Raw genomic sequence first — 21,934 nt, 5'->3', positions numbered from 1 at the left:
CGGTAGGGGCTTGTCCCACTTAGCCGACAAGGAGCTGGACATGCGGGTCAGCAAGACGATGTTGGGGGCGACGATCGTCGCGATGGCTCTGCTCACCGCGTGTGGAAGCACGCCGGAGCCCGCCGCCCAGGTCGGAAGCACCACCACCACGACGACGACGTCCAAGGCGCCGACGACGACGCCATTAACCACCACGGCCGCGCCGACGACCACGACCACCACCACGACGAAGCCGCCGGTCACGACGACCACGAAGCCGAAGCCCAAGCCGACCACGACGAAGCCGCCCGCACCGCAGACGCAGGGCAGCCCGTGCAAGGCGACCGCAGACGCGTGCATCGACCTCTCGGCCAACAAGTCGTGGCTGCTCAAGGACGGCAAGGTCGTCTACGGTCCGGTCCCGATCACCCACGGCCGCCCGGGCTACCGGACGCCGGTCGGCACGTTCAAGGTGGGCTGGAAGGACATCGACCACAAGAGCAGCATCTTCAACAACGCGCCGATGCCGTACTCGGTGTTCTTCAACGGCGGCATCGCTTTCCACGCGGGCAGCCTGACCGTGCAGTCGCACGGCTGCATCCACCTGTCGAACGCCGCCGCGAAGCAGTACTACAACTCGCTGCCGGTCGGGGCGATCGTGCAGGTTGTTCCGTAGCTATTCGGCGTTGCTTGAGTGGCCGGGGAACAGGTGCGCTTCGGGGTTGAGGGCCACGGCGATGTTGTTGACCGCCGTGGCCGCCTCACCGAAACCGGTCGCGATCAGCTTGACCTTGCCCGGGTACGCCGCCACGTCTCCCGCCGCGTAGATCCGGTCGCGCGCGGTGCGCATGGTGGAGTCGACGGAGATGCTGCGGTGGTCGATCTCCAGGCCCCATGACTCGATCGGCCCGAGGTCGGCGGTGAACCCGAGCGCGGCGACGACGGCCTGGGCGGGCAGCACCTCGACCTCGCCGCCGACCAGCACGTCGATCTCGTGGAGGCCTTCGTCGTCGCCGCGCAGCGCGGTGACCTGGGCGTCGGTGATGATGCGGACGCCGAGGTTCTCCACCTGGCGCACGGTCGCGGGCATCGCGCGGAACTTGGCGCGGCGGTGGACGAGGGTGACGCTCGACGCGATCGGGTGCAGGGCCAGCGCCCAGTCGAACGCGGAGTCGCCGCCGCCGACGATGACGACGTCCTGGTCGCGGTGCACTTCCAGGGCGGGCACGAAGTGGACCATGCCGCGGCCGAGCCAGCCGTCGCCAGCGGGCAGCGGGCGCGGGGTGAACTCGCCGATCCCGGCGGTGATCAGCACGGCCCCGGCACGCACGACGGTGTCGCCGTCCAGCGTGACCTCGAACTTGCCGTCCACTTCGGACAGCTCACGGGCCCGCCTGCCCAGCAGGTAGGTCGGCTTGTACTGCTCGGCCTGCTCGACGAGCGCGTTGACCAGGTCGCGGCCGAGCACGGCGGGGAACCCGGCCACGTCGAAGATCATCTTCTCCGGGTACATCGCGGTGACCTGGCCGCCGGGCTCGGGCAGCGAGTCGACCACGACCGTGCTCAGCTCGCGGAACCCCGCGTAGTAGGCGGCGAACAGGCCGGTGGGGCCCGCGCCGACGATCAGCAGGTCGACATCCACAGGAGCCGTCATCCCTCCACCCTATGTGCCGAAGCTGACCATGCCCAGCTTCCAAAACGGGGTGACACTGGACGTATGGCCGAGTACCGCATCGAGCACGACACCATGGGCGAGGTCCGCGTCCCCGCCGACGCACTCTGGCGGGCGCAGACGCAGCGGGCGGTGGAGAACTTCCCGATCTCGGGCCGTCCCCTCGAACGGGCCCAGATCCGGGCCCTCGGGCTGCTGAAGGCCGCCGCAGCCCGGGTGAACGCCAAGCTGGGCGTCCTCGATGCGGACATGGCCGACGCGATCGCCGACGCCGCCGCCGAGGTGGCAGACGGCAGGCACGACGGCCAGTTCCCCATCGACGTGTTCCAGACCGGCTCGGGCACGTCGTCGAACATGAACGCCAACGAGGTGATCGCCACCCTGGCCACCCGCGCCCTCGGCCGCGAAGTTCACCCGAACGATCACGTCAACGCCTCCCAGTCCTCCAACGACACCTTCCCCACGACGATCCACCTGGCCGCCACCGAGGCAGTGGTCGACGACGTGATCCCCGCGCTGACGCACCTGGCCGAGGCCATCGAAGCCCGCGCCTCGCATTGGGGCCGCGTGGTCAAGTCCGGCCGCACGCACCTGATGGACGCGGTCCCGGTGACCCTCGCCCAGGAGGCGGGCGCCTGGGCCGCCCAGGTCCGCTACGGCGTCGAACGGCTGGAGTCGGTGCTCCCCCGGCTCGGCGAACTGCCCATCGGCGGGACCGCGGTCGGCAGCGGCCTCAACGCCCCCGAAGGCTTTGGCGGGCTGGTGTCGGGCGAGCTGGCGCGGGTCACCGGGCTGCCGGTGACCGAGGCCCGCGACCACTTCGAGGCCCAGGCCACCCAGGACTCGGTGGTCGAGGCATCGGGCCAACTGCGCACGGTCGCGGTGTCCCTGTTCAAGATCGCCAACGACCTGCGCTGGCTGGGCTCGGGCCCCCGCACCGGCCTGGCCGAACTGGCCCTGCCGGACCTGCAGCCGGGTTCGTCGATCATGCCGGGCAAGGTCAACCCGGTGATCTCGGAGGCGACGATGATGGTCGTCGCCCAGGTCATCGGCAACGACGCGGCGGTGGCGTTCGCGGGCAGCCAGGGCAACTTCCAGCTCAACGTGATGCTGCCGGTGATCGCCCGCAACGTCCTGGAGTCGGCTCGCCTGATCGCGGCGGTGTCGAGGCTCCTCGCGGACAAGGTGATCACGGGCATGGAGCCCGACGTGGAGCGGCTGCGCGAGCAGGCCGAATCGTCACCGTCGATCGTGACCCCGCTCAACAAGTACCTGGGCTACGAAGAGGCGGCGTCGATCGCGAAGCAGTCGCTGAAAGAACGCCGGACGATCCGCGACGTCGTCCTCGACCGTGGTCACGTGGACGCCGGGAAGCTCACGGTCGAACAGCTCGACGAGGCACTGGACGTGCTGCGAATGGCCCGCGGCGGCCGTTAGCCGCGCAGACCGACCGCACAGCCCGCGGCGACGATCGAGGCGCCCGCGAGCGCGACGATCGTCAGCGGCTGCGCCCCCAGGGCCACCGCGACCACAAGCCCGGACACCGGCATCACCCCGATCAACACCGCCGCCCGCCCGGCCCCAAGCACCGAAACACTGTGGTACCAAAGGCAAAACGCCACCACGGTGATCACCGCGACCGCCAGCACCGCGACCAGCTCCACGGTCGTCGGCAACCGGAAGACCCCGTCGAAAGGCACCGCGAGGAGGCCCGCGCACACCGCCGCCAGGACATGGCACCACAGCGCGACCGAGAACGTGCCGAGTCTGCGCACGACCCCGATGGCGAACAACGTGAACGACGCCTCGCACAGCATCGTGAGGACCGCGAGCAGCAACCCCGGCCCGCTCCACGTCCCCCCGCCCGAAAGCACGACGATGCCCGCGACGACCAGTGCCGCACCGGCGAGCGCCCGGACCGCGGGCCGCGCACCGGACATCAGCGGCGCCGCCAACGCGATCACCAGCGGGCTGCCGCCGATGACCGCGGCCACCAGTCCCGGTTCGGCGTGGTGCTGCGCGGTGAGCAGGAAGATGTTGAACCCGATCATGCCGACGCCGACGACGGCCAGCAACGCGGGCAGGTCCTTGAGCTTCGGGACCGTGACCGGCAGGCGCCGGGCCATCGCCCAGACCGCGATCAGGACAGCGCCGACGGCGTAGCGGGCGGACTGGCCCGCCAGGATCGGGTAGTGCGTGAGCAGCCCCGACACGGGGACGCTGCCGCCGATGAAGCCGCAGGCGAGCGCGCCCGCGGCCACTCCCCGCCTGGTGGGTCTCGCGATGGTGATCGTCACGGGATTCAGCTTCACGGGCGACTGGTCCACCCGTAAGCTCCACTTTCGTGGCGAAGAATTGGTCCACTTTTCGTGAGCTGCTGATGCCCGACTTCGCGGAGACGCAGCGCGGCAGCCGCGGGCGGACGCTGGAGGCGGCGCTGCGGACGGCGATCCGCGAAGGCAGACTGCCGCTGAGCACCCGCCTGCCGTCAAGCCGCGACCTGGCGGGTCAGCTGGGTGTCTCCCGCGGGACGGTGACCGCCGCCTACACCCAGCTCGCCGCCGAGGGATTCGTGGTCTCCCGCCACGGTTCCGGGACGGCGGTGGCCTGCACGCTGGTCCCGCCCGACCCGCGAAGTCCCGACGCCGACCGCGCGGAACCCCGCTGGCGCTACGACCTGCGCCCCGGTTTGCCCGCGCTGGGCGCGTTCCCGCGCGCGGCCTGGCAGGCGGCGACCCGCGCCGGGCTGGCCGCGCTGTCCGACGACGAACTCGGCTACCCGAACCCGGCCGGACTCCCCACCCTGCGCCGGGAACTGGTCGGCTACCTCGGCCGGGTGCGGGCGGTCGACGCGGGCGACGTGGTGATCACCCACGGGGTCGCGGAGTCGCTCGCCCTGCTCGCCGCCGTGCTGCACGCCGACGGACACCGGGAGGTCGCCGTCGAGGATCCGACGCATCCGGGCATGTCGGAGGTGTTCGCCGCGCACGGCCTGCGCCCGGTCGGCGTCCCGGTGGACGACGCGGGCATCCGGGTGGACCTGTTGGCGCGCACCGGATGCCGGGTGGTGCTGGTGACCGCCGCGCACCAGTTCCCACTCGGGGTCGTGCTCAGCGCCGACCGCAGGCGCGAACTGCTGGCCTGGGCGCGCGACCGCGACGGGCTGGTCGTCGAAGACGACTACGACGCCGAACACCGCTACGACCGCCCCGCCGTGGCCGCCACCCAGGCGCTCGACGCCGAGCGGGTGGCCTACGTGGGCAGTGTGAGCAAGGTGCTGGCTCCCGCGATCCGGCTCGGCTGGCTGGTCGCGCCCACCGCGCTGCGGGACCGCCTGGTGGACCGCAAACGCCTGTCCGACCTGGGGTGCTCGCCGATCGCGCAGGCCGCGTTCACGCACCTGCTGCGCTCCGGCGGCTACGACCGGCACCTGCGGCGCACCCGGCAGCTCTACCGGCAGCGCCGCGACGCGCTGCTCGACGCGGTCTCGGCTGAGCTGCCAGGCTGGCGCCCGCACGGTGTCGCGGCGGGCCTGCACCTCGTGTTGCGCCTGCCCGACGGCACCGATGACGCTGCCCTGCAAGGGAAACTGGCGGACATCGGGATCAACGCACCCGCGTTGTCCGGTTACCTGGTCGAACGCGAGGCACCGTTTCCCGGTCTCGTCGTCGGGTACGCGGCCACCACACCCGACCGGCTTCGCGCCGCCGTCAGCGAGCTGGCCGGACTGTCCTGATCAGACAGAGCAGACGTCCACCCGGGACTCAAGGATGATCTTCGTCAGCACTCGCGAGGAGTTGAACTGCAGGCGGTACAGGGCCGCCGGGTTGCCGGGCACGGCCACGGTCGGGCCGTGGGCGTAGTCGAAGTGCGCGGGATCGAAGTCGGGGTACGTCGCGTGCACCTGGCCCGCGGTCCAGCCGATCCGCATCCCCTCAGGCGTGTGGATCCAGTCGACCTGCTTGGGGTGGATCGCCCACACCCCATGCGTTTCGCTGACCACCGCCTGGTCGAGCGCGGTGATCGGCAGCGCGGGCCAAGGCGCGCAGAGCCCGTCGCCCTCGGTGGTACGGGTCAGCATCCCGAGCGCCTCGGCAGCGTCGGCGGACATGCCCAGCCGCAGCGTCTGCCAGCCGAACGGGCCGATCACATCGTTCCCGCCTTTGGTGGGCTTCCCTTTGGTGGTCGGCTTCTTGGCCGTGCTCTTCACGGTCTCCACTTCGGACGGACGCGGAGTCGGTGTGGCGGCAGGCGTCGCGACGGCACCGCCCGTCGTCGTCGTCGGGGACGGCGCGGCGGCGGACTTCGCCGGCGTGCAACCCGACACGCCCACGGCCACCGCGCACACCGCGATCGCGACCCGGTTGAAGATTCCCATGTGACCGCTCCCTGGTTCGTCTTGCTCCCACACCACAAGACGGCCATCCCCCGTCGAGGTTGCGGGTGTCGATCGAGCGCGCTCGGGGCAGGATGGAGCCATGGTGCGACTGACGGACGTGGTGGCGGTGTCGGCGGAGGTCGGCGCGACCCGGTCCCGGCTGGCCAAGGTGGCCGCCATCGCCGGGGCGCTGCGGCTCGCCGAGGACGCCGACGAGGCCAAGGCGGTGGTCGCGTTCCTCTCGGGCGCGATCCAGCAGGGCCGGATCGGCGCGGGCTGGCGGACCCTGGTCGAGCTCCCCGCGCCCGCGCCGGAGCCGACCTTGGCCGTGGCCGACGTCGACGCCGCCTTCGACCGGCTCGTGGACACCCGCGGCGCCGGATCGGTGGGCAGGCGGGCGGAGATCATCGCCGGGCTGTTCGGCGCCGCCACCGCCGCCGAGCAGCGGTTCCTCCGCGCGCTGATCACCGGTGAGCTGCGCCAAGGCGCGCTTGAGGGGGTCATGCTCGACGCGGTGGCGAAGGCCGCCGACGTCCCCGGCGAAGCCGTCCGGCGGGCGTTCATGCTCTCGGGGCGGCTCCCCGAGACCGCGGCGCTGGCCTTGGCGGGCGGGGTCGACGCGCTCACGGCGGTGCGGTTGGAGCCGGGCAGGCCGGTCCGGCCGATGCTCGCCTCCCCCGGGACCTCGGTGGCGGCGGCGATCGCCGACCTGAGCCCGTGTCTGGTCGAGTACAAACTGGACGGTGCGCGGATTCAGGTGCACAAGGTCGACGACGAGATCCGGGTGTTCACCAGGACCCTGCGGGAGATCACCGACAGCGTGCCGGAGTTGGTCGAGTTGGTGCGGGGGCTGCCCTGCCACACGGTCGTGCTCGACGGGGAGACGCTGGCCCTGTCCGACGACGGCAGGCCGCGCCCGTTCCAGGAGACGCAGAGCCGGTTCGGGAGCACCACCGAGGAACAGGTGCGGGCCCTGTTGCTGCGGCCGTACTTCTTCGACTGCCTGCACCTCGACGGTGTCGACCTGATCGACCAGCCGCTCCGGGCGCGCAACGAGGCGCTCAACCGCGCGGTCGGCCCGCACGTGATCCCCGGCGCCATCGACCCGACGCCCGAGGAGGCCGAGGCGGTCGGGGCGGCGGCGTTGGCGGCGGGCCATGAGGGTGTGATGGTGAAGGACCTCGACTCGGCCTACCAGGCCGGTCGTCGCGGGAAGGCTTGGCAGAAGGTCAAACCCGTGCACACCCTGGACCTGGTCGTGATCGGCGCCGAGTGGGGACACGGCAGGCGTTCCGGGTTCCTGTCGAACCTGCACCTCGGCGCGCGCGACCCAGACGGCGGGCCGCCAATCATGGTGGGCAAGACGTTCAAGGGCCTGACCGACGAGCTGCTGCGGTGGCAGACGACAGAGTTTCCCAAGTACCAACGGGATCGCGACGACTGGGCTGTCTACTTGCGACCCGAGTTGGTGGTGGAGATCGCCTTGGACGGAGTCCAGGCCAGCACCCGCTACCCCGGTGGCGTGGCGCTGCGCTTCGCGCGGGTGGTGCGGTACCGGCCGGACAAGCAGGCCGCGGACGCCGACACGATCACCGACGTCCGCGGCTTGCTCCCTGTGGCACAGGGCTGAAACCAGGACGGTGGCCCGGGCGGGCAGGGTCCGCCCGGGCAGCCGTCACGGTGGTCAGCGGCGTCGCGAGGCAGGGGAAGTGGCGGCCATGAAGGCCACCGCCGCGACGCCGACCACCAGGACCCCGAGCACGATCCACGGCGCACCCGAACCTTCGCTGCCCCGGTCGGGTGTGCTCATCTGCGCGCTTGGGGGAAGAGCATTGCCGTACCCGCCGGCCTGGCCGGACCGGTCATAGATCGACCCGGGCAGTTTGTCGCCGTAGCGGGCTTGGACCTGGCGCTGGTACTCCGCCAGGGTGATCGGCTTGCCGCCTGCCAGCGGGTGGACGCTGCCGCCCGCCACCGCGTACCAGGTGTTGGTCTGCGGCTCACGCAGCAGAACCCCGCCCTGCGGGACCTTGCGGGCATGCCGGAACTCGAGGTCGCCGGAGGCGATGTTGGCCACCACCCACTGGCCCGCCGGGTCCTTGACCGTCCACACCGACGCCGTGCTGCCGTCGGTTCCCGTGGCGGGCACTGCCAGGTAGCTGAGCTTGCCGACCTTGTCCGACCCGCCCGCCACGAACTCGGGCGAGAGCTCGTAGATGCCGACGGCGGTCCCGCCGACCGAGGCCCGCACGTCCGCCGACCGGCCGCCCGCCTGGCCGAGGAACTTGCCGACGGTCGCCGCAACCTCGGGGGCCGCCGCGGCGCGCTGTGCGCTGTCGAGGTCCGCGGCGGTCACCGAACCGTCCACTTGGGACGGATCGGCGGACGCCGTGCCGCCGAGGCCGAACCCGGCCAGGACGGCCACCGCGGCCGCGAGAATGCCCTTCATCATGCCGTTCACCTCGCGATCCCAGTGAGCGTGTGGGTCCAGCCGAAGGTGGAGTTGTTGACGTAGTAGTTGTAAGTCGCCCAGTTGTAGCGGTAGTTGTCCGGCCAGGGATCGCCCCAGTACACCCAGCTCTTGGCGGCGTCGTAGCCGTAGAGCACATGCATGTGGCCGCCACCGGACTTCCACAGGATCCGGGTCTCGATCGGTTGGCCGTAGTCGAGCTGTGTCCGCACCGCCGAATAGGTCAGGTAGTTCGACAGGTACGTGCCCGGCCGGGTGAAGCCGAGCTTGCTGAAGCCGTTGCGGACCTGGGCGAGGTCCGCCTGGTCGTTGGGACACGCGTACGCGGGGTTGAGGTTCTTGGCCAGGGCGCAGAACTGGTTCTGGGTCACCGTGCTGCCGTGGTGCGCCGCGATCGACACCCCGGATGCCGACCAGCACCAGTTGGTCTTCTGCTGTGCCTGCATCGTGAACTCGGCCTGAGCCGTCGCGGCCAGCGCCGCGGGCGGTTGGGAAACCAGCCAGGCGAACACGGCCACGAAGGTGGCGGCGAGCGCCGAACGGGTGGCGGGCCTGATCATCAGACCTCCTGAGGCTCCGATAAGGAAGTGGCCCAAAGGTGCGACCATTCCGGCAAGCGGACAAGGGCACGGTCTGGCTGAGCGGAGCGTTCCCACTCGGTTTCGCTTCTTCACTGGCTGCTATTAGACCGTTACTGTGAACATTCACACCAGTTCACCCAGCGGTGAAGGCGAGGTCCGGTTGACCCCGGAAGAGCTGGCCGAGGCCCTGCGTCGCGGCCCTTTCCACCTGGCGCTGCGCAGCGCGATCGCCCACCGCAGGCTCTCCCTGGCCCGGCTGCGCTCACACCTGGCCAGGCTCGACATCCAGGTCGCCGAGTCCACGCTGAGTTACTGGCAGCGCGGACTACGCCATCCGGACGCCCAGCACGCCCTTCCGGCGGTACGCGGCCTGGAGACCGTGCTCGGCCTGCCCCCCGACTCGCTGGTCGTGCTGGTCGGCCCCCGCCAGCGCGGCGGCAGGCCGCACCGGGCCGCCACGTCGTTCTCGGAGCTGGTGTTCAGCGGGCCGGTCACCCGCGACCTGTTCACCCAGATCGGGGCGGACGCCGACGCGGCCAACGCCGACCTCGAGCTGATGTTCGTCCACGAGCGCATCACCATCGCCAAGGACCGCTCGCAGGGCCGCATCCAGACCCGCGTCGTCGGCCGCACCCGCCGCGCCGGCGTTGACCGGTACATGGCGGTCTACAACGGCGAGCCCGGCGTCGACATCGCCGAGGTGCGGGTCAGCGCGGACGAGGGCTGCAGGCTGGGCCGGGTGCGCAGGCTGGACACGTGGGTCGTCTTCGAGCTGATGTTCGACCGCAGGCTGATCGAGGGCGAGACGGTGGTGCTCACCTACACCGTCGACGACGAGTCCGGCATCGAGTGCCCCGGCTACTCCCGGTTGTTCCGGGTGCCGTGCGGGCCGTTCCTGCTGCAGCTCGAGCTGCCGCCGAACAACCTGCCCGCCCGGATCACCCAGGTCGTGCGCGGCAACGACACGCTCCCGCCGAGCGTGTGCGACGAGCTGTTCTGCGACCGCGGCCACCTGGTCAACGCCTTCTTCCCGTCGGTGGAACCCGGCATCGCGGGAGTCGCGCTGGACTGGGACTGACGAAGTAGGTTGGTCACGTGCACTTCGCTCACGGCAAGCCGGACCACGACCTCACCTACGACGACGTCTTCCTGCTGCCCGGCCGCTCGGCCGTCGCCAGCCGGTTCGACGTCGACCTGTCCACATCGGACGGCACGGGTGCGACCATCCCGATCGTGGTGGCCAACATGACCGCCGTCGCGGGCAGGCGGATGGCCGAGACCGTCGCCCGCCGCGGCGGGCTGGTGGTGCTGCCCCAGGACGTCGACCCGAAGGTCGTCGGCGGCATCGTGACCTGGGTGAAGTCCCGCCACACCGTGTGGGACACCCCGCTGGTGCTCACCGCCGCCGACTCGGTCGCCGACGCCCTCAACCTGCTGCCGAAGCGGGCGCACGGCGCGGTGGTCGTCGTCGACGGCGACGGCAAGCCGATCGGCGTGGTCGACGAGGCCGCGTGCCAGGGCGTCGACCAGTTCACCCGGGTCATCGAGGTCGCCGACCCCGGTTTCGCCATGCTGCCGACCGACAGCGCCCCGCGAACCGTGTTCGACCAGCTGCACGGCCGCGCGGCGCGGGTCGCGCTGGCGGTCGACCGCGACGGCAGGCTCACCGGCATCCTGACCGAGGCCGGGGCGCTGCGAGCGGACCTCTACCAGCCCGCGGTCGACGCCGAGGGCAAGCTGCGCGTGGCCGCCGCGGTCGGCGTGAACGGCGACGTCGCCGCGAAGACGGCGGCGCTGCTCGAGGCGGGCGTGGACACGCTGGTCGTCGACACCGCGCACGGCCACCAGGAGAAGATGCTCACCGCCCTGGCGGCGGTCCGGTCGGTCTCCCCCGGCGTGCCGGTCGTCGCGGGCAACGTGGTCACCCCGGAGGGCGTGCGCGACCTGATCGAGGCGGGCGCGGACGTCGTCAAGGTCGGTGTCGGCCCCGGCGCCATGTGCACGACCCGGATGATGACCGGGGTCGGCCGCCCGCAGTTCTCCGCCGTCGCCGAGTGCGCGGCCGCGGCGCGCGACCTGGGCAAGCACGTGTGGGCCGACGGCGGCGTGCGCCACCCCAGGGACGTCGCTCTGGCCCTGGCGGCCGGGGCGGCGAGTGTGATGATCGGATCGTGGTTCGCGGGCACCTACGAGTCTCCTGGCGACCTGCGCCGCGATGAGCAGGGCAGGCTCTACAAGGAGTCCTTCGGCATGGCGTCCAAGCGCGCGGTGTCGGCGCGGACCCGGTCCGACAGCGGCTTCGACCGGGCGCGCAAGGCGCTGTTCGAGGAAGGCATCTCGACGTCCCGGATGCTGCTCGATCCCACGGCCCCCAGCGTCGAGGACCTGCTCGACTCGATCTGCTCTGGCGTCCGGTCCGCGTGCACCTACGCGGGCGCGCACGACCTCGACGAGTTCCACGAGCGGGCCGTCGTCGGCATGCAGTCGGCGGCCGGTTTCGCCGAGGGCCGCCCACTTCCCGGCGGCTGGTGACAGCGGAATCCCCGCCCCGCGACGCGGGACGGGGATTCCGGTGTGAAAGTGGACTATCCGGTGTGGTCTTCCAGCATCTCCGTCACCAGCGCGGCGATCGGGGACCGCTCGGACCGGGTCAGCGTGACGTGGGCGAACAGCGGGTGCCCCTTCAGCTTCTCGATCACCGCCGCGACCCCGTCGTAGCGGCCGACGCGCAGGTTGTCGCGCTGGGCGACGTCGTGGGTGAGCACGACCCGGGAACCTGAGCCCAGCCTGGAGAGCACCGTCAGCAAGACGTTGCGCTCCAGCGACTGGGCCTCGTCGACGATCACGAACGAGTCGTGCAGCGACCGGCCGCGGATGTGGGTCAGCGGCAGCACCTCGAGCATCCCGCGGTCGAGGACTTCCTCGATCACAGCCTTGCTGACCAGCGCTTCGAGCGTGTCGAAGACCGCCTGCGCCCAGGGCTGCATCTTCTCGCTCTCGGAACCCGGCAGGTAGCCGAGGTCCTGCCCACCGACCGCGTACATCGGCCGGAAGACGACCACCCGCTTGTGGAGGCCGCGTTCCATGACGGCCTCCAGCCCGGCGCACAGCGCCAGCGCGGACTTGCCGGTCCCGGCTCGGCCGCCCAGGGAGACGATGCCGATGTCCGGGTCCAGGAGCAGGTCCAGCGCGATCCGCTGCTCGGCTGAGCGGCCGTGCAGCCCGAAGGCCTCACGGTCGCCGCGCACGAGCTTGACCTGCTTGTCCGGGGTGACCCGGCCGAGCGCGCTGCTGGTGCCCGCGAGGAGCCGCAGGCCGGTGTTGACCGGGTGTTCGGTGGTGTCGAGACCGAAGTCGGCCAGGTCGACCGTGTTGTCGTCGGCGGCGAACAGCGCGTCGACGAGATCCTGGCCCACCTCCACGTCGGCGATACCCGTCCAGCCGGACGGGGTCACCTCACCGGCGCGGTATTCGTCGGCGTCGAGACCGACCGCACCGGCTTTGACCCGCAGCGGGATGTCCTTGGTGACCAGCGTGACCGCGAGGTCCTCGGCCGCCAGGTTGAGCGCGCACGCGAGGATGCGCGCGTCGTTGGAATCGGTGCGGAACCCGGCCGGGAGCACCGACGGATCGGAGTGGTTGAGCTCGACATGGAGGGAGCCGCCGGAGTCGCCGATCGGGATCGGCTTGTCGAGCCTGCCGTGGGCCAGCCGTAGATCATCGAGCAGTCGCAGGGTCTCCCGTGCGAACCAGCCCAGTTCGGGGTGGTGCCGTTTGCCCTCCAGCTCGCTGATCACGACCAGCGGGATCACGACCGAATGCTCGGCGAACCTGGTCAATGCCCAGGGGTCGGAGAGCAGGACGGAGGTGTCGAGGACATACGTGCGCGGAGCTGGGTCGGCCTCCTTGGAAGACGTGCGAGAAGAGCCTGAGGAAAGGCTGGCAGTGCGCCTGGACGATCGCGAAGCAGTCACGGCAACTCCCTCACGGACACGGCACCGCGTCCGCTCCTCGGTGGGCCGGGCACTGGCCCTGGCTGGTCGGCCGGGTCGTCGTCGGTGTTACCGACTTCGACCTCGCCGTCCACGAGGACCGGGTGCCGGCCCCCTCGCGATCGTCATGCTCACGACCAGGACCTCCCGGGCCGGACCGCCATGGACACGATCCGACACTTCGAAAGCTACCTGCGTGGACCGACACTTCGCTGGCTGCCACACAGGTGATTTTCTTTTTTGTCACCGGGTGGCCACGCTCACGACACGTGATCACTCGACACAGAGTGAGTACCCGGACACACCGCGGCGCAATCCCGGGGGCGTCGGCTGCCTGGAGCTACGAGCCGAATCGGCGGTGCCGAATACCGTAGGCGCGCAAAGCTCGCAAAAAGTCGGTGCGCCGGAAATCGGGCCAGTATGCCTCGCAGAAATGAAACTCCGAATGCGCCGACTGCCACAGCAGGAATCCCGAGAGACGCTGTTCACCGGAGGTTCGGATGACGAGGTCCGGGTCGGGTTGGCCTGAGGTGTAGAGGTGTTCGGCGATGTGGTCGACGTCGAGGACCTCGGCGAGCTCCTCGATCGTGCTGCCCGCCTCGGCGTGCTGCTGGAGCAGTTTGCGCACGGCGTCGGCGATCTCGCGGCGGCCGCCGTAGCCCACGGCGATGTTCACTTCCATCCCGGTCCGCCCCTCGGACCGCCGCGCCGCCGCCGAAAGCCGCGTGGCCGTGTCGGTGGGCAGGATGTCCAGGGCGCCGATGATCCGCAGCCGCCACGGGCTGCCCGGCTCGGCGAGCTCGTCGACGACGTCGCCGATGATCTCCAGCAGCGGGGCCAGCTCGGACTCCGGGCGGGTCAGGTTGTCGGTGGAGAGCAGCCACAGGGTGACCACCTCGACACCGGCCTCATTGCACCAGCCGAGCAGGTCGGCGATGCGCTGGGCGCCCACCCGGTGGCCGTCGTTGACGTCGGTGAACCCGGCCTCCCGCGCCCAGCGCCGGTTGCCGTCGAGCATCACGCCGACATGGCGGGGGATCTCACCGCCTGCTTGCTGGAGGAGACGCTTCTCGTAGAGGCCGTACACAAGGTCGGCCACCCGCCTGCGAAGACTCACGGGCGTGAAGAGTACGCCGTTCGGCCCCGGAAACGGGCACACTGGGCCCGTGCACCGCACTGGGATTGATCCGATATGGCAGGACCTCACGGTCATCGAGCGACTGGTCCACGAATCCCGGACCGTCGCCGTGGTCGGCCTCAGCGCCGATCCGGCACGGCCCAGTCACGGCGTGGCGAAGTACCTGGTGGCGAGCGGTCTTCGGGTGTTGCCGGTGAATCCGGCGCTGACCGAGTGGGAGGGCCTGCCCGCGTACAAGTCGCTGGCCGACGCTCAGGCCGACATCGATGTGCCGATCGACATCGTCGACGTGTTCCGCAGACCCGAGCACGCGCCCGGTGTCGCCGAGGAGGCCGTCGCGGTGGGGGCGGGCGCGCTGTGGCTGCAGATCGGGGTGATCAGCGAGCAGGCGGCGCGGATCGCGGCCGACGGCGGTCTCGACGTGGTGATGGACCGGTGCCTCAAAGTCGAACACCGTGAGGTCGTCGGCTGGTCGTGATGTGCGGCCGGCCACAAGTTTTCGGCGACGCAACTTACGGTCCCGTAGCGTTGGCGGCGTGACGGCAGAGACGATGACCGAACCGGATCGGCCCACCAAGCCGCGGATGCGCGGTGTCATCCATTTCTGGTCGTTCATCGTGTCCGTGGTGACCGGCGCGACCCTTATCGCGCTCGCCGCGTCCACGGTGTCCGGCGTCGCCGCGCTCGCCACGTCTGTGTATGTCATCACCGTGCTCGGCCTGTTCGGCGTGAGCGCGCTCTACCACCGCCGCTGGTGGGTGACCGAGCGCGCGCGGACGTGGATGAAGCGGCTCGACCACTCGATGATCTTCCTGTTCATCGCGGGCACGTACACCCCGTTCTGCCTGCTCGGCATGACCAAGCCGACCGGGTACGTGATCCTCGGCGTCGTCTGGGGCGGTGCGCTGCTCGGTGTCGGGCTGAAGCTGCTGTGGCCGCACGCCCCGCGCTGGCTGGGCACCCCCATCTACATCGCCCTGGGCTGGGTCGCGGTGTTCGTACTCCCCGAACTGCTCCGCAGCGCCGGTGTAGCCGCCCTGGTCCTGATCCTGATCGGCGGCGCCTTCTACACCGTCGGCGCGGTCTTCTACGCGACGAAGTGGCCCAACCCGTGGCCGGGCGTGTTCGGCCACCACGAGTTCTTCCACGCCGCCACCGTCATCGCGGCGCTGTGCCACTACGTCGCGATCTGGCTGGTTCTCTACTCCTAGCTCGGCACTCTCTCGATGGAGAGGCTACTTCGGGTCGTCGGTCTGCCATGGGTAGACGAATTGCTCGGGGTGCAGGTGCCACGTTTCGAGGATGGCGGCCAGTTCGGGCTCACCGGCGGCGGTTGCGGCTTTGATCAGAACTGATCCGACGTCGTAGTCCATGCCATCGAGCCGGTCAGCGTCGTAGTCCCAGTGCCGCAGCGTGAAGGTGCGGGCGTCGTCGGCCCGTTTCCAGCCCTGGTTGCGGGCTTCGGCGTCGGCCTCGGTGATGACCGGCGTTATGTCGACGAATGCCCGTCTGCCCGGCCGGGAAGCCGGCACGTCGGTGACCAGGCGCTGGCCGAGCCGCAACGCGGCCACCTTGTCGGTGGGCCACTGGTGGGATGGTGTGCTCATAGACCGCTGCCCCTTCCGGCGCGCGCTTGAGGGACGGACGGGTCATCCCAGAAGGTACGCCCTACTCCTGAGTCGGATAACCGATCGGTGTCGACCGGGCACTCCTGTTGACACGGCGACGGCCGGGCCGGGTAACGTCTCGTCGCTGACACGGCCACCGGGCGGGGCCGCCTGACGTGTGCGGAAGTCTGGTCGGCGACGCGAAGGCCCGACCCCTGGAGTAGATCTTGTCTGAGTCCCCCGCAACCGCGCCGGAGTTCGCCATCGGCGACCGTCTGGTCGGGCTGGGACACGCCCCGCTGGTGATCGCCGAGATCGGCATCAACCACGAGGGTGATCCGGCGAAGGCGCACCGGATGGTCGACGACGCCGCCGACGCCGGTGTGGAGTGCGTGAAGATCCAGACGCACGTCGTCGAGGACGAGATGATCCCCAACGACGTCGTCCCCGGCAACGCCGACGAGCCGATCTACCAGATGATGCAGCGCTGCGCGCTGTCCCCGCAGGACGAGCGCGAGCTGAAGCAGCACGCCGAGGACCGCGGGATGATCTTCCTGTCGACCCCGTTCTCCCGCGCCGCCGCCGACCGGCTGGCCGAGCTCGACGTCGCCGCGTACAAGATCGGCTCGGGTGAGTGCAACAACTACCCGCTGGTCAAGCACATCGCCGCGCTGGGCAAGCCGGTCATCCTGTCCACCGGCATGAACGATGTCGCGTCCATCCGGCCCGCGGTCGACATCCTGCTCGAGGCGGGCGTCGGCTTCGCGCTGCTGCACTGCACCTCGCTCTACCCGACGCCGCCGGAGATGGTCCGGCTCGGCGCCCTGGCCGAACTCGGCGCCGCGTTCCCGGAGGCCGTCCTCGGCCTGTCCGACCACACCACGTCGATCTACCCGTGCCTGGGCGCGGTGCCGCTGGGCGCGCGTGTCCTGGAGCGGCACTTCACCTCGGACATGGGGTGGCCGGGCCCGGACATCCCCGTGTCGTCCACGCCGGAGGAGTTCGGGCAGTTGGTCGTCGGGTCGAAGCTGATCCACGCGGCACTGGGCGGCAGCAAGGAGATCCTCGGCGACGAGCAGCCCACGATCGACTTCGCCTACGCCAGCGTGGTCACCACCGCCCCGATCGCCAAGGGCGAGCCGTTCACCGAGGCCAACACCTGGGTCAAGCGCCCCGGCACCGGTGAGATCAAGGCCGCCGACTACACCACCGTCCTCGGCCGCCGCGCGACCCGGGACCTGGCCGCGGACGACCAGGTCCGCTGGAACGACCTGGCGGATGACTGAGCACCACCGCGAGGTGCTGTTCGTCACCGGCACCAGGGCGGACTTCAGCAAGCTGCGCGACATCATGCTGGCGGTGCAGGACAGCGACAACCTGTCCGCCCGCGTGGTGGTCACCGGCATGCACCTGTTGCGCCGCTACGGCTACACGGTGCACGAGGTGGAGCGGGCCGGGCTGCGGCAGCTGCACCAGATCCCGAACCAGATCGACGGCGAGCCCATGGCGCTCGTGCTCGCCAACACTGTGCAGGCGCTGACCCGGCTCGTCCACGAGGAGCGGCCGGACGCGATCGTCGTGCACGGCGACCGCGTCGAGGCGCTGGCGGGCGCGCTGGTGGGGTCGCTGACGAACGTGCGGGTCATCCACGTCGAGGGCGGCGAGCTGTCCGGCACCATCGACGACACCTTGCGCCATTCGATCTCCAAGCACGCCCACGTGCACCTGGTGGCCAACGACCGCGCCCGGGACCGGCTGCTGCAGCTCGGCGAGGAAGCCGACCGGGTCTTCGTCGTCGGCAGCCCCGAGATCGACATCCTGACCTCGCCGGACCTGCCCACGATCGACGCGGTCCGCGAGCGCTACACGATCCCGTTCGACCGCTACGGCGTGCTGGTCATGCACCCGGTCACCACCGAGCCTGAGCACAACGCCTGCCACGCCGCCGCCGTGGTCGACGCGGTGCTCGCCACCGAGGGCGACTGGGTCGTCATCGACCCGAACAACGACGAGGGCTGCTCCGACGTCCGCCACGAGCTCGACCGGCTGACCGGGCCGCGGTTCGTCCGGCTGCCGTCGATGCGGTTCGAGTACTTCGTCTCGCTGATGCGCCACGCCGAGGTGATGCTCGGCAACTCCTCGGCGGGCGCGCGGGAGGCGCCGGTGCTCGGCACTCCGAGCGTCGACGTCGGGAGCAGGCAGCGCGGCCGCACCGACGCGACCGGTGTGCTGCACGCGGTCCCGGAGCGCGACGCGATCATCGAGGCGCTGGCCAAGGCGACCGCCCTGCCGCGGCCGTCGGCGTTCCACGGCTTCGGTCAGCCGGGGGCCCGCGGGCGGATCATCGATCTGCTGGAAGGCACCGAGATCTGGCAGCCCGCGCTGTACAAGGTGTTCGTCGACCGCTGGAAGGACGCCAGTGACACCGCCTGACCTCGGTCAGCCCCGGCCGAGTTCCCCGGCGCGGCGGCGGGCCACCACGAGGTCGTCCTCCCGATCGATGTCCACCGCCCGCTCGGGGTCGATGACCTGGGCAAGCACCTCGGGCACGAAGAACCGGCCGTGCGCGCGCAGGTCGCCCGCGCCGACGACGTACACCCCGCCGGTGGGCCGCAGCACCGGCGGCAGCGCCTGCCTGGGCGCCTCCAGGTCGGGCCAGTCCCGGGCGGGCCGCAGCACACCGTCGACGAGCACGCACGCCTTCCAGGGGTGGTGTTCGTCCGAAGTGGTCATCTGCACCACCGAGCCGCCGGCCCGGTTCCCGTGCAGGGCAAGGCATTCCTCGATGTCGGCCGAAGTCCGCAGCGGCGACGTCGGCTGGATCAGCACGATCAGCGTGTCGTCCGCCAGGTCGAGGGAGGCCGCCGCGTGCGTGACGGCGTCCACGGTCCGGCTGTCCCAGGTGGCCAGGCTGTCGGGCCTGCGCACCGTCTCGGCTCCGGCCGCCGCGCCCGCGGCCGCGATGTCCGGGTCGTCGGTGCTGAGCACGACCCGGTCCACTCCCTGGGCCGCGGCCGCGGTCGCCACAGCGTGGGCCACCAGCGGACGCCCCAGGAAGGGCGCGAGGTTTTTGCCGGGAAACCCGGTCGAGCCGCCTCGCGCGGGCACCACCGCCACCACCAACCGCCGCACCGCGGCCTCACTTCCCGTGTCGCGTCCGTCCATTGCCGATCCGACTGTAAGGGCACTCGCCGATGCTCCCCACTCCGGCTGACCCGGCAGCCATTTCGCCGCGCCGCGCGGCGCTGCGCGAGCTGATCACGGCCTACGCCAAGGCGACGCCACCCAGGACCATCACCGTGGTCGGGAACTCGCCTGTCCGCCCGAACGCCGAGCGGGCCGCGGTGATCGACTCCAGCGACCTCGTCGTGCGGATGACCAGCCTGGCCCTCGACACCCCGGACACCGAGCAGGCACTGGGCAAGCGCTGCGACGTGGTCGTGCTGCACCGCGGCGTGTTGGCCAGTCCGTTCACGTTCGCGGACTACACGAACAAGCTGTACCTGCTGGTGGAGCCCGGCAGGCTGCACTGGGAGCCGGAGGAGTTGCCGCATTGGTGGCCGCGGGACCTCGGGTTCGTGCCGGTGTCGAACTACGAGTTCACCGTGCCGCTGCTGGAGTTGCTCGGGATGGACCGCGACGAGCCCGCGTGGGCCACCACGGGCACGTTCGCGGCGTACTTGTTCACCGAGCTGTTCCCCGAGGCCACCACCCGGCTCACCGGCATGTCCATTGTGGACAACCCGGACCAGACGACGTTCCAGCACGCCTGGGGCGAACCGGTCCACGTCACCCCCGAACACCGCCTGCAGCTCGAATCGCAGCTGCTCAAGCAGTGGGACGCCGAAGGAAGGATCGAGCTGCTGTCATGAGCGAGCTTGCGAGCGAATCAAGGTCACAGTGCCTTCGCGAGTGGAGCCACCGAACCTGTGAGGTGGCCAAATGAGCGACACCGACAAGGCCAAGGAACTGCTGCGCGCCGCGGCCCGGCAGATCGGCTCGCCGGTCTGGCAGCGGATCCGCCCCCGCATCGAGACAATCGCGGCCCGCTACGCCCTGCAGGCCGAACGGGAAGCCATCGCCCACTCCGACCGCACCACCCAGGCGATTCGCGAGGAGATCAACGCCCTCCGCCGCGAGGTGAACGACCTCCGCCACATCGCCGACGAGCTGCGCCCCCGCACCGACACCGCCACCCACGAAGTCCGCGCGATGGGCACCCAGGTAGCGGCAGTGGACGAACGACTCGCCATCCTCGAACGAACCGCGGAAATCAGCACGACAACCGACGCGGACAACGGCGAAGCCCGCGCCCTGGTGGACGAAATCCGCGATGAACACGCGAAGGTACGCGCCCGCCTGACCGCGATGGCTTCCTACGAGGAACGCATCGGCAGGCTGGAAACCGACCGCGACCGCACCTGAGACACAACGCCCCACGCGTGCCCGAACGTGGGGTCTGGACCGGGCCCGAACCCATCAGGTGCCGCCGCTCCTGATGGTCGGGCCGATCCCCGCCACCCGGGTTCGGTGGAGCCAATCCCAACGGCCTGTTGAGTGGAGCCAATCCTGGCCACCGGGCAGGAAGGGGAGGCTCAAGCGCCGGGCGCGAGTCCGCGAGCCAACCACCCCAGGACCCCGGTTCGCGAGCGGCAAACCCCAACCACCCCGGATCCCACGGGCAAAGCCCAATCACCCGGATCGCAACGGGCCAGCACCACCTGCCTGTTTGGGTGGTTCGCCTTGATTTGGGGTGAAATGGACCTAAACTCGCCCGGCGCGGGGCAGTTTCTTCACCCTGCCCGCTTTACCCGCGCAGGTCCATTTCCGGGGTCCCCAAATCAAGGCGAACCACCCAAACAGGCCCACCCACGCAGGCCCAGCCAGCGAACCAGCGGCCCAGCAACGACAAGCCCTACAGCTCAGGCCCCCGAGCCCGAAGATCATCAACCTTCGTCATAGCCTCCCGAAGCTCCCCAAGCCACTCCTCAGCATGAGCCCCAACCAACCGAACAGCCCAAGCCAAAGCCTCCGACCGCGACCGCGCCACCCCCGCGTCGACGAGCGTGTCCAACACCAGCCGCTCAGGCTGCCGCAGTCGGGTCATCACCGGCACCGAGAGCGTCGTGAACAGCTCCTCCGTCGACCCCTGCCGCGCCCCCCACGCCACCTTCCGCGCATACCGGTGTTCGGCCTGGCGAGCGATCTCGATGCGTTCGTCGCGGGTGGCTTCGCGCCAGCGGGAAATTCGGCCGGACTCGGCGGCGGCTCGGGCGGCGTCGTCGGTGTAGTCGCCGTCGAGGTCGGGCAGGGTGCCGACGATGAGGATCTCCTCACGGTCGATGGTCACCGTCGGCTCACCGGTGTACCAGCCGTCGGGCAGCCTGCCGGAGAACCAGCCTGCCGCGTCGTCGGCGGAGGGTAGGTCGGACTGCCCACCGCGGTTGCTCCAGGTCCTACGCATGTCAGCTCCTTGATTACATGATTACGTTACTACTGACATTACGCCGATACTGCCGAGTTGGGGCCGCGTTCGCCGTCGGCGGACTTCGCTATCCTCCGAGCCGACCATCAGGGGGATGATCATGACTTCGGTCGACTACGTGCACTCACGCCCAGGCGGGCGCGTCCAGCTGTCCTTCACGCCGCACCACATCGCGGTGAGCACTTCGCCCACCCGGTCGCGGGACTGGGTCCGACGCTTCTGGTGGTCGGTCCTGGGCGCCCTCGCGCTGGCGTGGATCGGCACCCTCGCCCACTGGTCCGGCGCGCCCCGCGAGGTGGCCATCGCCCTGGCCGCCCCGGGTGGCGTCCTCTTCGCCTGCCTGCTCGGCTACGCGCTGATCGCGCTGGTCATCGCCATCTTCACCCTGGGCGTCGGCGAGGCCGGCATGGGCTGGCTCGGCCGCTGGATCGACCGCAACGCCACCCCGGCGCAACCCCTCGGCGTGATCCCGGTCGGCGCGGTCGCGCACGTCCGCGCCGAGCGGAGGTTCCGCCGGACGATCGCCCACGTGACCTTCTCCGACGGCCGCACGGTCCGCTACACCCGCTGGGGCTTCCGCCATGTCGGCAAGCCGATGGTGGCGGGCTTCCAGGCCATGACCCCCCTATAGG

The 21,934-nt window shown here is 70.5% G+C and carries 23 protein-coding genes; 13 read left to right on the top strand and 10 right to left on the bottom strand.

The window, feature by feature from the left end; genetic code table 11:
- The first annotated feature begins 40 nt into the window (after positions 1-40).
- Positions 41-655 (top strand): L,D-transpeptidase, encoded by a 615-nt coding sequence (locus tag C8E96_RS12190; protein ID WP_091378528.1) that lies wholly within the window; start codon positions 41-43, stop codon positions 653-655.
- On the opposite strand, the gene C8E96_RS12185 is transcribed toward C8E96_RS12190, so the two are convergent.
- Complete coding sequence (locus C8E96_RS12185) at positions 656-1,633, bottom strand: NAD(P)/FAD-dependent oxidoreductase (protein ID WP_091378530.1); 978 nt, start codon at positions 1,631-1,633, stop codon at positions 656-658.
- Between the two features lie 63 nt (positions 1,634-1,696).
- Between C8E96_RS12185 and C8E96_RS12180 the strand changes: the two genes are divergently transcribed.
- A complete protein-coding gene (locus tag C8E96_RS12180; RefSeq protein ID WP_091378533.1) occupies positions 1,697-3,088 on the top strand; it encodes a class II fumarate hydratase in 1,392 nt (463 codons plus the stop codon).
- Here the strand turns inward: C8E96_RS12180 and C8E96_RS12175 are convergent.
- Positions 3,085-3,948: a DMT family transporter gene (locus tag C8E96_RS12175; RefSeq protein ID WP_091379430.1), complete on the bottom strand. Its 864-nt coding sequence runs from the start codon at positions 3,946-3,948 to the stop codon at positions 3,085-3,087. The genes C8E96_RS12180 and C8E96_RS12175 overlap by 4 nt on opposite strands.
- A gap of 47 nt (positions 3,949-3,995) precedes the next feature.
- Between C8E96_RS12175 and pdxR the strand changes: the two genes are divergently transcribed.
- Complete coding sequence (gene pdxR / locus C8E96_RS12170) at positions 3,996-5,387, top strand: MocR-like pyridoxine biosynthesis transcription factor PdxR (protein ID WP_091378536.1); 1,392 nt, start codon at positions 3,996-3,998, stop codon at positions 5,385-5,387.
- Here pdxR and C8E96_RS12165 read toward each other — a convergent pair whose 3' ends face one another.
- Positions 5,388-6,029, bottom strand: coding sequence for a hypothetical protein (locus C8E96_RS12165; protein WP_133794377.1), 642 nt, complete (start codon positions 6,027-6,029; stop codon positions 5,388-5,390).
- A gap of 100 nt (positions 6,030-6,129) precedes the next feature.
- On the opposite strand from C8E96_RS12165, the gene C8E96_RS12160 reads away from it, so the two are divergent.
- Entirely contained in the window at positions 6,130-7,659 is a 1,530-nt protein-coding gene (locus tag C8E96_RS12160) for an ATP-dependent DNA ligase (protein ID WP_407642618.1), read from the top strand.
- 54 nt (positions 7,660-7,713) lie between these two features.
- Here C8E96_RS12160 and C8E96_RS12155 read toward each other — a convergent pair whose 3' ends face one another.
- Positions 7,714-8,481, bottom strand: a complete 768-nt coding sequence (locus tag C8E96_RS12155) for a hypothetical protein (RefSeq protein ID WP_091378543.1) — start codon at positions 8,479-8,481, stop codon at positions 7,714-7,716.
- Between the two features lie 5 nt (positions 8,482-8,486).
- Positions 8,487-9,059, bottom strand: a complete 573-nt coding sequence (locus C8E96_RS12150) for a papain-like cysteine protease family protein (protein WP_091378544.1) — start codon at positions 9,057-9,059, stop codon at positions 8,487-8,489.
- A 136-nt stretch (positions 9,060-9,195) separates the two neighbouring features.
- Between C8E96_RS12150 and C8E96_RS12145 the strand changes: the two genes are divergently transcribed.
- Together C8E96_RS12145 and C8E96_RS12140 are read left to right on the top strand one after the other, a co-directional pair.
- Positions 9,196-10,158, top strand: a complete 963-nt coding sequence (locus C8E96_RS12145; RefSeq protein WP_228770030.1) for a hypothetical protein — start codon at positions 9,196-9,198, stop codon at positions 10,156-10,158.
- Between the two features lie 17 nt (positions 10,159-10,175).
- Positions 10,176-11,612, top strand: a complete 1,437-nt coding sequence (locus tag C8E96_RS12140) for a GuaB1 family IMP dehydrogenase-related protein (protein WP_091378550.1) — start codon at positions 10,176-10,178, stop codon at positions 11,610-11,612.
- A 53-nt stretch (positions 11,613-11,665) separates the two neighbouring features.
- On the opposite strand, the gene C8E96_RS12135 is transcribed toward C8E96_RS12140, so the two are convergent.
- Both C8E96_RS12135 and C8E96_RS12130 read right to left on the bottom strand, forming a co-directional pair.
- Entirely contained in the window at positions 11,666-13,054 is a 1,389-nt protein-coding gene (locus C8E96_RS12135; protein WP_091378554.1) for a PhoH family protein, read from the bottom strand.
- 358 nt (positions 13,055-13,412) lie between these two features.
- Positions 13,413-14,189: an isoprenyl transferase gene (locus C8E96_RS12130; protein ID WP_166657955.1), complete on the bottom strand. Its 777-nt coding sequence runs from the start codon at positions 14,187-14,189 to the stop codon at positions 13,413-13,415.
- A 49-nt stretch (positions 14,190-14,238) separates the two neighbouring features.
- Between C8E96_RS12130 and C8E96_RS12125 the strand changes: the two genes are divergently transcribed.
- Together C8E96_RS12125 and trhA are read left to right on the top strand one after the other, a co-directional pair.
- Positions 14,239-14,688 (top strand): CoA-binding protein, encoded by a 450-nt coding sequence (locus tag C8E96_RS12125; protein WP_091378562.1) that lies wholly within the window; start codon positions 14,239-14,241, stop codon positions 14,686-14,688.
- A gap of 73 nt (positions 14,689-14,761) precedes the next feature.
- Positions 14,762-15,421 carry a PAQR family membrane homeostasis protein TrhA gene (trhA, locus tag C8E96_RS12120; protein ID WP_091378565.1) on the top strand — a complete coding sequence of 220 codons (660 nt, stop codon included), beginning with the start codon at positions 14,762-14,764 and terminating at the stop codon, positions 15,419-15,421.
- 24 nt (positions 15,422-15,445) lie between these two features.
- Here the strand turns inward: trhA and C8E96_RS12115 are convergent, their stop codons facing one another.
- Complete coding sequence (locus C8E96_RS12115) at positions 15,446-15,817, bottom strand: hypothetical protein (RefSeq protein ID WP_228770031.1); 372 nt, start codon at positions 15,815-15,817, stop codon at positions 15,446-15,448.
- 227 nt (positions 15,818-16,044) lie between these two features.
- On the opposite strand from C8E96_RS12115, the gene C8E96_RS12110 reads away from it, so the two are divergent.
- Together C8E96_RS12110 and neuC are read left to right on the top strand one after the other, a co-directional pair.
- Positions 16,045-17,103 carry an N-acetylneuraminate synthase family protein gene (locus C8E96_RS12110; protein WP_091378567.1) on the top strand — a complete coding sequence of 353 codons (1,059 nt, stop codon included), beginning with the start codon at positions 16,045-16,047 and terminating at the stop codon, positions 17,101-17,103.
- The gene (neuC, locus tag C8E96_RS12105; protein WP_091378568.1) at positions 17,096-18,250 is read left to right on the top strand and encodes a UDP-N-acetylglucosamine 2-epimerase; all 1,155 of its coding nucleotides are present in this window, start codon (positions 17,096-17,098) and stop codon (positions 18,248-18,250) included. Before C8E96_RS12110 ends, neuC begins: the two co-directional genes overlap by 8 nt.
- Positions 18,251-18,256: 6 nt before the next feature.
- Here neuC and C8E96_RS12100 read toward each other — a convergent pair whose 3' ends face one another.
- Complete coding sequence (locus C8E96_RS12100) at positions 18,257-18,982, bottom strand: acylneuraminate cytidylyltransferase family protein (protein WP_091378569.1); 726 nt, start codon at positions 18,980-18,982, stop codon at positions 18,257-18,259.
- Positions 18,983-19,011: 29 nt separating this feature from the next.
- Here C8E96_RS12100 and C8E96_RS12095 point away from each other — a divergent pair, with 29 nt between their 5' ends.
- Positions 19,012-19,689: a hypothetical protein gene (locus C8E96_RS12095; protein ID WP_228770032.1), complete on the top strand. Its 678-nt coding sequence runs from the start codon at positions 19,012-19,014 to the stop codon at positions 19,687-19,689.
- A gap of 70 nt (positions 19,690-19,759) precedes the next feature.
- Positions 19,760-20,242, top strand: coding sequence for a hypothetical protein (locus tag C8E96_RS12090; RefSeq protein ID WP_091378570.1), 483 nt, complete (start codon positions 19,760-19,762; stop codon positions 20,240-20,242).
- 490 nt (positions 20,243-20,732) lie between these two features.
- Here C8E96_RS12090 and C8E96_RS12085 read toward each other — a convergent pair whose 3' ends face one another.
- Positions 20,733-21,281: a hypothetical protein gene (locus tag C8E96_RS12085; protein WP_091378572.1), complete on the bottom strand. Its 549-nt coding sequence runs from the start codon at positions 21,279-21,281 to the stop codon at positions 20,733-20,735.
- Positions 21,282-21,396: 115 nt separating this feature from the next.
- On the opposite strand from C8E96_RS12085, the gene C8E96_RS12080 reads away from it, so the two are divergent.
- Entirely contained in the window at positions 21,397-21,933 is a 537-nt protein-coding gene (locus C8E96_RS12080) for a hypothetical protein (protein ID WP_091378574.1), read from the top strand.
- Position 21,934: the final 1 nt, after the last annotated feature.

It is taken from the genome of Actinokineospora alba (assembly GCF_004362515.1).
Taxonomy (GTDB): Bacteria; Actinomycetota; Actinomycetes; order Mycobacteriales; family Pseudonocardiaceae; genus Actinokineospora; species Actinokineospora alba.
Note: the sequence above shows the minus strand (reverse complement) of the source record. Positions and strands in the feature narration are given on the sequence as shown.

What these genes read in the sequence shown, in the direction of transcription:
- C8E96_RS12090 (WP_091378570.1), top strand. Translation starts at nt 19,760, where the DNA reads ATGAGCGACACCGACAAGGCCAAGGAACTGCTGCGCGCCGCGGCCCGG.
- C8E96_RS12185 (WP_091378530.1), bottom strand. Translation starts at nt 1,633, where the DNA reads ATGACGGCTCCTGTGGATGTCGACCTGCTGATCGTCGGCGCGGGCCCC.
- trhA (WP_091378565.1), top strand. Translation starts at nt 14,762, where the DNA reads ATGACCGAACCGGATCGGCCCACCAAGCCGCGGATGCGCGGTGTCATC.
- C8E96_RS12100 (WP_091378569.1), bottom strand. Translation starts at nt 18,982, where the DNA reads ATGGACGGACGCGACACGGGAAGTGAGGCCGCGGTGCGGCGGTTGGTG.
- C8E96_RS12180 (WP_091378533.1), top strand. Translation starts at nt 1,697, where the DNA reads ATGGCCGAGTACCGCATCGAGCACGACACCATGGGCGAGGTCCGCGTC.
- C8E96_RS12155 (WP_091378543.1), bottom strand. Translation starts at nt 8,481, where the DNA reads ATGATGAAGGGCATTCTCGCGGCCGCGGTGGCCGTCCTGGCCGGGTTC.
- neuC (WP_091378568.1), top strand. Translation starts at nt 17,096, where the DNA reads ATGACTGAGCACCACCGCGAGGTGCTGTTCGTCACCGGCACCAGGGCG.
- C8E96_RS12190 (WP_091378528.1), top strand. Translation starts at nt 41, where the DNA reads ATGCGGGTCAGCAAGACGATGTTGGGGGCGACGATCGTCGCGATGGCT.
- C8E96_RS12085 (WP_091378572.1), bottom strand. Translation starts at nt 21,281, where the DNA reads ATGCGTAGGACCTGGAGCAACCGCGGTGGGCAGTCCGACCTACCCTCC.
- C8E96_RS12115 (WP_228770031.1), bottom strand. Translation starts at nt 15,817, where the DNA reads ATGAGCACACCATCCCACCAGTGGCCCACCGACAAGGTGGCCGCGTTG.
- C8E96_RS12160 (WP_407642618.1), top strand. Translation starts at nt 6,130, where the DNA reads ATGGTGCGACTGACGGACGTGGTGGCGGTGTCGGCGGAGGTCGGCGCG.
- C8E96_RS12150 (WP_091378544.1), bottom strand. Translation starts at nt 9,059, where the DNA reads ATGATCAGGCCCGCCACCCGTTCGGCGCTCGCCGCCACCTTCGTGGCC.
- C8E96_RS12165 (WP_133794377.1), bottom strand. Translation starts at nt 6,029, where the DNA reads ATGGGAATCTTCAACCGGGTCGCGATCGCGGTGTGCGCGGTGGCCGTG.
- C8E96_RS12080 (WP_091378574.1), top strand. Translation starts at nt 21,397, where the DNA reads ATGATCATGACTTCGGTCGACTACGTGCACTCACGCCCAGGCGGGCGC.
- C8E96_RS12095 (WP_228770032.1), top strand. Translation starts at nt 19,012, where the DNA reads ATGCTCCCCACTCCGGCTGACCCGGCAGCCATTTCGCCGCGCCGCGCG.